A 9,691-nucleotide genomic window follows, 5' to 3' on the forward strand; every position below is an offset into this window, starting at 1 on the left:
CCGAACGAGGAGCAAGCGATGGGTTACTTGAAGACGTTGACGGTGCCGCTGCTGGCCCTGGCCGCAGCGGGCGCCAACGCCGCAGGGCAGGACGCGGTCGAGAAAATCGACCATGGCGTGATCGTGCGGCCGGCCGATGCGACCGCCGCCGACGTGAAGGTCGAAGCCGTCGCGCCGGGCATCCTGCGCGTGATGGCCGACCCCGATGGGGATTTCGCGCGCACGCCCAGCCTGATGCGCGCGAAGACAGGCGCACCGCCGGCGGTGAACGTGGGCGAATCCGGCGGGCAGGTGACGGTCAGCACCCAGGGCATCTCGGCGAAGGTCGATGCGCGCACGGGCCAGGTCAGCTTCTTCGACGCCGATGGCAAGCCGCTGTTGGCCGAGCGTACGCGCACGTTCACGCCGGCCAAGGTCGAGGGCAAGGATTACTACGCCATCCGCCAGCGCTTCGAATCCCCCGACGATGAGGCCTTCTACGGCACCGGCCTGCACCAGCAGGGCTGGATGAACCTCAAGGGCCGCGATGTCGAACTGCTCCAGCACAACATTGACAAGGCGATTCCCTATCTCGTCTCCACGCGCCACTACGGCATCCTCTGGGACAGCAACGCGATCACCCGCTACGGCGATCCGCGCGGCCTGCAGCCGCTGGGCGCATCGCTGGACCTGTTCGACGCCCAGGGCAAGCCGGGCGCGCTGACGGCGCGCTACACCGTCAACGGCAAGCAGGTGGTCGAGCGTCGCGAGAGCGAAGTGAATTACCAGTACATCAAGGACCTGGCGAACTTCCCGGCCGCGGGCAAGAACCTGGCCGAGGGCGGTCGCAGCGACGTGGTGTGGGAAGGCGAGATCGCCGCGCGCAGCGATGGCCGGCATACGTTCTCGCTGTACAACAGCGAGTACGCCAAGCTCTACGTCGACGGCAAGCTCGTGCTCGACCGCTGGCGCCAGAACTGGAACCCTTGGCACCACGAGTTCGCCATGGACATGAAGGCCGGCCAGCGGCACAAGGTGAAGCTGGTGTGGGACCGCATCGAGCCGGCGTACATCGCGTTGCTGCATCGAGATCCGCTGCCGGCCGATGAGGCGAAGGACCTGTCGATCTGGTCCGAGGCCGCGCAGGCCATCGACTACTACGTGGTCGCTGGCGACGATGCCGACCAGGTGCTGGCCGGCTACCGCACGCTGACCGGCAAGGCCGTGCTGCTGCCGAAGTGGTCGTACGGCTTCTGGCAGAGCCGCGAGCGCTACAAGACCCAGGCCGAACTGACCGGCGCGCTGGACGAGTACCGCAAGCGCAAGCTGCCGATCGACGCCATCGTGCTCGACTGGTCGTACTGGCCGGAAGACGCCTGGGGTTCGCACGATTTCGATGCGAAGAACTTCCCGGATCCGGACGGCATGGTCGACCACGTCCACGACCAGCACGCGCAGATCATGATTTCGGTGTGGCCGAAGTTCTATCCGACTACGGCCAACTACAAGGAGCTGGACGCCGCCGGCCACATGTACCACCGCAATGTCGAGGTGGGCGAGCTGGACTGGATCGGCAAGGGTTATCTCAACTCCTTCTACGACCCGTATTCGAAGGAAGCGCAGGATATCTTCTGGCGCCAGATCAACGGCAAGCTCAACGCGAAAGGCTTTGACGCCTGGTGGCTGGACGCGAGCGAGCCCGACCTGCACAGCAACATCGACATCGGCGAGCGCAAGGCGCGCACCACGCCGACCGCGCTGGGCCCGTCGACGGAGTTCTTCAACTCGTATCCGCTGGTGCACTCCGAAGGCGTCTACCGCGGTTCGCGGGAACAGGATCCCGACAAGCGCGTCTTCATCCTGTCGCGTGCGTTCTTCGCGGGCCAGCAGCGCGCCGGTGCGGCGTTCTGGAGCGGCGACATCGTGCCGCGCTGGGACGACCTGCGCGAGCAGATCTCCGGCCTGGTCAATGCCTCGATGGCGGGCGCGCCCAACGTCAGTTTCGACATCGGCGGCTTCTCGCCGGAGAAGCGCTACGAGACGAAGGATCCTGCGCACCTGGCCGAATGGCGCGAACTGAGCCTGCGCTGGTTCCAGCACGGCGCGTTCGTACCGATCTTCCGCCTGCACGGCCAGTTACCGTACCGCGAGATCTGGGAAATCGCGCCGGAAGGCACGCCGCACTACGACAGCTTCGTCCACTACCTGAAGCTGCGTTACACGCTGTTGCCGTACATCTACACGCTGGCCGGCGACACCTGGCACCAGGACGGCACCCTGCTGCGCACGCTGGCGATGGATTTCCCGTCCGATCCCAAGGTGCGCGACATCGCCGACCAGTACCTGTTCGGCCCCGCGTTCCTGGTCGCGCCGGTAACGACGTTCAAGGCGACCACGCGCCCGGTCTACCTGCCCGCGGGCACGAGCTGGATCGACTTCGAGACCGGCAAGCGCTACGACGGCGGCCAGACGATCGAGGCGGCCGCACCGCTGCAGCGCATGCCGCTGTTCGTCCGTGCCGGCGCCATCGTGCCGCGCACGGTAGTGCAGCAGTACGTGGACGAGAAGCCCGATGCGCCGCTGACGATCGAGGTCTATACCGGCGCCGACGGTACGTTCTCGCTGTACGAGGACAACGGCCGCAGCTACGGCTACGAACGCGGCGAATCCAGCCGCATTCCGCTGGCGTGGAACGAGAAGAGCGGCGAGTTGCGCATCGGTGCGCGCGAAGGCCGCTATCCCGGCATGGTCGCGTCGCGCGAGGTGCGCGTGCGCTTCATCGACGGTCCGCGCGCCGATGCCGGCACCCTGGAACCGCGGGGCGACGTCACCGTCAGCTACGACGGCAAGGCGCTGGTGGTGAAGAAGCGCTGACGGGTCGATGGAGTTCAACCGACGCGACCTGCTGAAAGCGACGGCGGCCGGACTGGCCACCGTCGCGATCCCGAGCACCCACGGTGCCGAACCTGCCGGGGCCGGCGACGCGCTGTCGGGCGCCGGCATGACGCTCTGGTATCGCCAGCCGGCGCGGGTCTGGGTGGAGGCGCTGCCCGTCGGCAACGGCCGGCTCGGTGCGATGGTCTTCGGCGGGGTGGCACATGAGCGCCTGCAGCTCAACGAGGACACGCTGTACGCGGGCGGGCCGTATTCGGCAGTGAATCCGAAAGCGCGCGAGGGACTGCCGCAGGTGCGCGCGCTGATCTTCGCGGGTCGTTACGCGGAAGCCGCCGCGCTGGCCGACGACACGCTGATCTCGCGGCCGGTGAAACAGATGGCCTACCAGCCGCTGGGCAACCTGTGGCTGCAGTTCGACCGCCTGGACGGCGTGGCCGACTACCGGCGCGAGCTGGATCTCGATGCCGCCGTCGCACGCACGTTGTTCCGCGTGGGGGCGGGCCTGCACAGGCGCGAGGTCTTCGTGTCGTCGGTCGACCAGTGTCTCGTCGTGCGCTACACCGTCGAAGGCGGCGACGCGATGATCGGCCGGATCCGCACCGGCAACGAGCATGCGACGACCACGCGGATCGTCGACGGCGGCTGGCACGTCAGCGGTCGCAACGTCGGAAAGCACGGCATCGAAGGCCGCTTGCGCTTCGCCTTCCGCGTGCAGGTTGCGCACCGTGAGGGCCAGCTGCGGGTGGAGCAGGATCAGATCGCCTTCGATGGCGTGCGCGAGCTGGAGCTGCGCATCGTCGCAGCCACCAGCCACGTCGCGCACGACGATGTCAGCGGCGATCCCGACGCGATCACCGCCACGCAGCTGGCACGGGTGAAGGGAAAGGCTTTCGATCGCGTGCTCGCCGAGCATCTCGCCGAGCACCGCCGGTTGTTGCATCGCGTGCGGCTGGACCTGGGCCGCACCGCCGCAGCGGACCTGCCGACCGACGAGCGCATCGCCGCGTTCGCGCAAGGCAATGATCCCGCACTGGTGTCGCTGTACCACGCATACGGACGCTATCTGTTGATCTGCAGTTCGCGGCCGGGCAGCCAGCCCGCCAACCTGCAGGGAATCTGGAACGACCTGATGGATCCGCCGTGGGAGAGCAAGTACACGGTCAACATCAATACCGAGATGAACTACTGGCCGGCCGAGCAGAACGGCCTGGGCGAGTGCGTCGAACCCCTGCAGCGCATGCTGGAGGAACTGGCGCAGACCGGTGCCGGCGTCGCCCGCGACATGTACGGCGCCGGCGGCTGGATGCTCCACAACAACACCGACCTGTGGCGCGCCGCCACGCCGCCGGATGGCGCGCGCTGGGCGTTGTGGCCGACGGGTGGTGCATGGCTGCTGCAGGCGCTGTGGGATCGTTGGGACTACGGGCGCGATGCGGATTACCTGAAGCAGGTCTGGCCGCTGTTCAAGGGCGCCGCGCAGTTCTTCGTCGACACGCTGCAGGACGATCCGCAGACCGGCCACAAGGTCACCGTGCCGTCGCTGTCGCCGGAGAACGAACATCCGTTCGGCGCGGCGATCTGCGCCGGCCCGACGATGGATGCGCAGATCCTGCGCGACCTGTTCGGCCAGTGCATCGAAGCGGCGCGCGTGCTCGGCGTGGACGCCGATTTCGCCGCACGCCTGGCCGCGCTGAGCGCGCAGCTCCCGCCCAACCGGATCGGCAAGGCTGGGCAGCTGCAGGAGTGGCAACAGGACTGGGACATGCAGGCGCCCGAGATCCACCACCGCCACATCTCGCATCTCTACGGCCTGCACCCGAGCGCGCAGATCAACCTGCGCGACACGCCCGAGCTGGCACGCGCCGCGCAACGCACGCTGGAAATCCGCGGCGACGAGGCCACCGGCTGGGGCATCGCGTGGCGGCTGAACTTCTGGGCACGCCTGTGGGATGGCGAGCACAGCCTGAAGATCCTGCGCATGCTGCTGTCGCCGCAGCGCAGCTACCCGAACCTGTTCGACGCGCACCCGCCGTTCCAGATCGACGGCAACTTCGGTGGCGCCGCCGGCATCGTCGAGATGCTGGTGCAGAGCTGGGGCGGATCGATCTTCCTGCTGCCCGCGCTGCCGTCGTCATGGCGCGACGGCGAACTCGAAGGCGTGCGCGTGCGCAATGCGGCGCGCCTGGATCTTTCATGGAAAGCAGGGCGACTCGCACGCGCCACGCTGCATTCGGACAAGGGCGGCCGCTACCAGCTGGTCCATGCAGGCCGCACGCTCGATCTTGAACTCGCCGCGGGCACCTCTGCCACGGTACGACTGCGCGACGGCGCGCTGGTGGAAGCATGAAGAAGGGCATCCGATGAGTCTGGTTGCGGGCATCGATGCAGGCACGCAGAGCGTGAAGGTGGTGGTGTACGACGCCGCGGCTCGGGCGATCGTGGCCAGCGCCAGCGCGCCGCTTGGCCTGATCAGTAGGGACGACGGCAGCCGCGAGCAGCATCCCGCCGATTGGGTCGCGGCGATGCAGGCCTGCTTCGAGGGCATCGATCCTGCTGTGCGTGCGCGCATCTCCGCGCTGTCGGTGTCGGGCCAGCAGCACGGCTTCGTGCCGGTGGATGCGCAAGGTGAAGTACTCGCCCCGGCGAAGCTATGGTGCGACACCAGCACCACGGCCGAGTGTGCGCAGATCATGGAGGCGGTCGGCGGTGCGGCCCAAACCATCGCGCTGGCAGGCAATCCGATCCTCGCCGGCTACACCGCCTCGAAGCTGCCGTGGACGAAGACGCATCGCCCCGAGGCCTACGCCCGGTTGGCGACGATCCTGCTGCCGCACGACTACCTCAATTTTGTCCTCACCGGCGAGCGCTTCTGCGAGTGGGGCGATGCCTCCGGCACGGGTTGGCTCGATGTGCGCACGCGCACGTGGTCGAAGGAACTCCTGCACGCGACCGATGCGGACCGCGACCTGGCTGCGTGCCTGCCGCCGATCGCGCCGCCCGACGCGCTGTTCGACATCGATCCCGCCATGGCGGCGCGACTGGGGGTGCCGGCCACGACGAAGGTCGCCGTCGGTGGCGGCGACAACATGATGGCGGCCATCGGTACCGGTTGCGTGGAGGAGGGCCGCCTGGCGATGAGCCTGGGCACCTCGGGCACGCTGTTCGCCTACTCGGACGTGCCGGTCGTCGACCCCGACGGTGCCTGGGCCGCGTTCTGTTCCTCCACCGGCGGCTGGCTGCCGCTGATCTGCACGATGAACTGCACCGTGGCGACCGAACAGGTGGCCAAGGCCTTCGGCTTCAGCACGCGCGACGGTGATGCCCACCTGCAGGCCACCCCGCCCGGCGCGGACGGGCTGGTGATGCTGCCCTTCCTCAACGGTGAGCGCACCCCGGACCTGCCGCTCGGCAAGGGCGTGCTGGCCGGGATGGACCCGACCAACATGACCCCGGCGCACCTCTACCGTGCGGCGATGGAAGGGGCGACCTACAGCCTGAAGTACGGCTTCGATGCCTTCGTGCGCGCCGGCATGGCCTTCGAGCGCATCGTGCTGACCGGCGGCGGCAGCAACAGTGCGGCGTGGCGCCAGTTGGTCGCCGACGTGTTCGGCCTGCCGGTCGATGTGCCGGTGCAATCGGAGGGTGCCGCGTTCGGTGCGGCATTGCAGGCGCTGTGGGCGGTCGGCCGTGCCGATGGCGATGCGGCCTCCATCGCGGACCTCGCACGCGCGCACGTGGCGACCGATCCCGCGCTGTCCACGCGCCCCGATCCCGACCGCGCGCACGCGTATGCGACGGCCTACACCCGCTTCCTCCGACATCTCGATGCCGTCACGCCGCTGCAACGCGGCTGACGTCCCCCCACGCGACACCTCGCACAACCACAGGAACACCGCCTCATGAGCACGCAGCCCTTCATCGGCGCCCAGGAATACTTCCCCGGCATCGGCCGCATCCCCTTCGAAGGGCGCGGCTCGGACAACCCGCTGGCGTTCAAGGTCTACGACGCGCAGAAGAAGATCGGCGGCAAGACCATGCAGGAGCACCTGCGCTTCGCGGTCTGCTACTGGCACACGTTCTGCAACGCCGGCCATGATCCGTTCGGCCCGGGCACGCGCCACTTCCCGTGGGAAGCCGGCTCGCCGATGGCCACGGCCGAAGCCAAGGTCGATGCCGCGTTCGAGTTCTTCACCAAGCTGGGCGTGCCGTACTGGTGCTTCCACGACATCGACCTGGCCCCGGATGCCGAGGACATCGGCCAGTACGAGAAGAACCTCAAGCACATGGTGGGCCTGGCGAAAGCGCGCCAGGACGCGACCGGCATCAAGCTGCTGTGGGGCACGGCCAACCTGTTCTCGCACCCGCGCTACATGAATGGCGCCTCGACCAATCCGGACTTCGCCGTCGTGGCGCGTGCCGCCGTGCAGGTGAAGGCGGCGCTGGAGGCCACGGTCGAACTGGGTGGCGAACACTACGTGTTCTGGGGCGGCCGCGAGGGCTACGCCTCGCTGGTCAACACCGACATGAAGCGCGAAGTGGCGCACTTCGCCCGCTTCCTGACGGTGGCGCGCGACTACGGCCGCAGCATCGGATTGAAGGGCAACTTCCTGATCGAGCCCAAGCCGATGGAGCCGATGAAGCACCAGTACGACTTCGACAGCGCCACCGTGGCCGGCTTCCTGAAGGAGCATGGGCTGGAGAAGGACTTCAAGCTCAACATCGAGGCCAATCACGCCACGCTGTCGGGCCACACCTTCGAGCACGACCTGCAGGTGGCCTCCGACCACGGGCTGCTGGGCAGCATCGATGCCAACCGCGGCAATGCGCAGAACGGCTGGGACACCGACCAGTTCCCCACCGATCTGTACGACACCGTCGGCGCGATGCTGGTGGTGCTGCGCCAGGGTGGGCTGGAAGGCGGCTTGAACTTCGACGCCAAGGTGCGTCGCGAATCGACCGATCTGGAAGACCTGTTCATCGCCCACATCGGCGGCATGGATGCGTTCGCGCGCGGCCTGGAAGTGGCGCACGCGCTGCTGACCGAGTCGCCGTGGGAGCAGTGGCGCAAGGAGCGCTACGCCAGCTTCGACAGCGGCAAGGGCAAGGACTTCGAGACCGGCCAGCTCGGTCTGGCCGATCTGGCAGCGCTGGCCGCGACGCAGGGCGAACCGAAGCAGACCAGCGGCAAGCAGGAGCGTTACGATAACCTGCTCAACCAGTACCTGCTGCGCTGAGCGCGGCAGGTCGCAACGACAACACGATTCGAGGAAGAGGACAGCAATGAACCAGGCGATGACCGGGGGCGAGAACACCAAGCTGATCGTGCTGATCAGCGTGGTGGCGACGATCGGCGGATTCCTGTTCGGGTTCGACAGCGGCGTCATCAACGGCACCGTGGACGGCCTGCAGCAGGCATTCGGTTCCACCAAGGCGGGCCTCGGTTTCGAGGTGGCCTCGATGCTGCTCGGTTGCGCGGTCGGCGCGTTCAGCGCGGGGCGGTTGGCGGCCAGCCTCGGCCGGCGCAACGTGTTGATCATTTCGGCGGTGCTGTTCCTGCTTTCGGCGATCGGCGCAGGTGTGGCGACCTCGTCGGTCGTGTTCGTCATCGCGCGCGTGATCGGCGGTTTCGCCGTGGGCGCCGCCAGCGTGATCTCGCCGGCCTACATCGCCGAGGTCGCACCGGCGCGCTATCGCGGCCGGCTCGCCACGGTGCAGCAGATCGCGATCATCAGCGGCCTGACCGCGGCGTTCCTGTCCAACTACCTGCTCGCCGCCAAGGCGGGTGCCTCGACCGAAGCGCTGTGGGGCGGCCATGCCGCGTGGCGCTGGATGTTCTGGATGCAGGCGGTGCCGTCGGTGATCTTCCTGGTGCTGCTGCTCACCATTCCGGAAAGCCCGCGCTACCTGGTGGTGAAGCGCCGCAAGGACGAAGCGCTGCGCGTGCTGACGCGCCTGTTTGGCGGTGTCGAGGCACAGGTCAAGCTCGCGGAAATCGATGCCTCGTTGTCGCAGGACCATCACCGCCCGCAGCTGTCCGATCTGAAGAACAAGACGACCGGCAAGATCCGCCCCATCGTCTGGGTCGGCATCGGCCTGGCGACGTTCCAGCAGCTGGTCGGCATCAATGTGGTTTTCTATTACGGCGCGGTGCTGTGGCAGGCCGTGGGCTTCTCCGAGAACGATGCGCTGGCCATCAATGTGTTGTCCGGCGCGCTCAGCATCGGCGCCTGCATCGTCACCGTGCTGCTGATCGACCGCATCGGCCGCAAGCCGCTGCTGTGGATCGGCTCGGCCGGCATGGCGGTGTCGCTGGCGCTGGTGGTCTGGGCGTTCGCCAGCGGCTCGCTGGTCGATGGCCACCTGCAGCTGCCCGAAGGCATGGGCACGCTGGCGCTGGTGGCGGCCAATGCCTACGTGGTGTTCTTCAACATCTCCTGGGGCCCGGTGATGTGGGTGATGCTGGGCGAGATGTTCCCCAACCAGATCCGCGGATCGGCTTTGGCCGTGGCCGGGGCGGCGCAGTGGACCTCGAATTTCGCCGTCACGGTGACCTTCCCGATCCTGCTGGCCGCCATCGGCCTGGCCGCGACCTACAGCATCTACTTGGTATCGGCGATCATCTCGGTCTTCTTCGTGCTGAAGTACGTGCACGAGACCAAGGGCAAGGAACTGGAGCAGATGGAAGGATGAAGACGATGACCCCCCGCACTTCCCTCGCGCGCACCGGCGCGTTGGTGGCTGCCCTGATGCTGGCGCTGGTCGCCTGCAAGGGCGACGACAAGGCGGCCGCGCCCGCGACCGCCGCCGATGCCACTCC

5 protein-coding genes are annotated in these 9,691 nt (G+C 67.6%); all 5 read left to right on the forward strand.

The window, feature by feature from the left end; translation table 11 throughout:
* The first annotated feature begins 18 nt into the window (after positions 1-18).
* From Q0907_RS14170 to Q0907_RS14190, 5 genes are read left to right on the forward strand one after another with little or no spacing between them, the layout of a single operon-like run.
* Positions 19-2,853, forward strand: a complete 2,835-nt coding sequence (locus Q0907_RS14170) for a TIM-barrel domain-containing protein (RefSeq protein ID WP_299345931.1) — start codon at positions 19-21, stop codon at positions 2,851-2,853.
* 7 nt (positions 2,854-2,860) lie between these two features.
* Entirely contained in the window at positions 2,861-5,221 is a 2,361-nt protein-coding gene (locus tag Q0907_RS14175) for a glycoside hydrolase family 95 protein (protein WP_299345933.1), read from the forward strand.
* Positions 5,222-5,234: 13 nt separating this feature from the next.
* Positions 5,235-6,728: a xylulokinase gene (xylB, locus tag Q0907_RS14180; RefSeq protein WP_299345936.1), complete on the forward strand. Its 1,494-nt coding sequence runs from the start codon at positions 5,235-5,237 to the stop codon at positions 6,726-6,728.
* A gap of 45 nt (positions 6,729-6,773) precedes the next feature.
* Positions 6,774-8,108, forward strand: a complete 1,335-nt coding sequence (gene xylA / locus Q0907_RS14185; RefSeq protein WP_299345939.1) for a xylose isomerase — start codon at positions 6,774-6,776, stop codon at positions 8,106-8,108.
* A gap of 46 nt (positions 8,109-8,154) precedes the next feature.
* Positions 8,155-9,564, forward strand: coding sequence for a sugar porter family MFS transporter (locus Q0907_RS14190; protein ID WP_299345942.1), 1,410 nt, complete (start codon positions 8,155-8,157; stop codon positions 9,562-9,564).
* The last annotated feature ends 127 nt before the right edge of the window (positions 9,565-9,691 follow it).

Origin of the sequence: uncultured Pseudoxanthomonas sp., from assembly GCF_947498795.1 — a bacterium.
In the GTDB taxonomy this organism is placed as follows: Bacteria; Pseudomonadota; Gammaproteobacteria; order Xanthomonadales; family Xanthomonadaceae; genus Pseudoxanthomonas_A.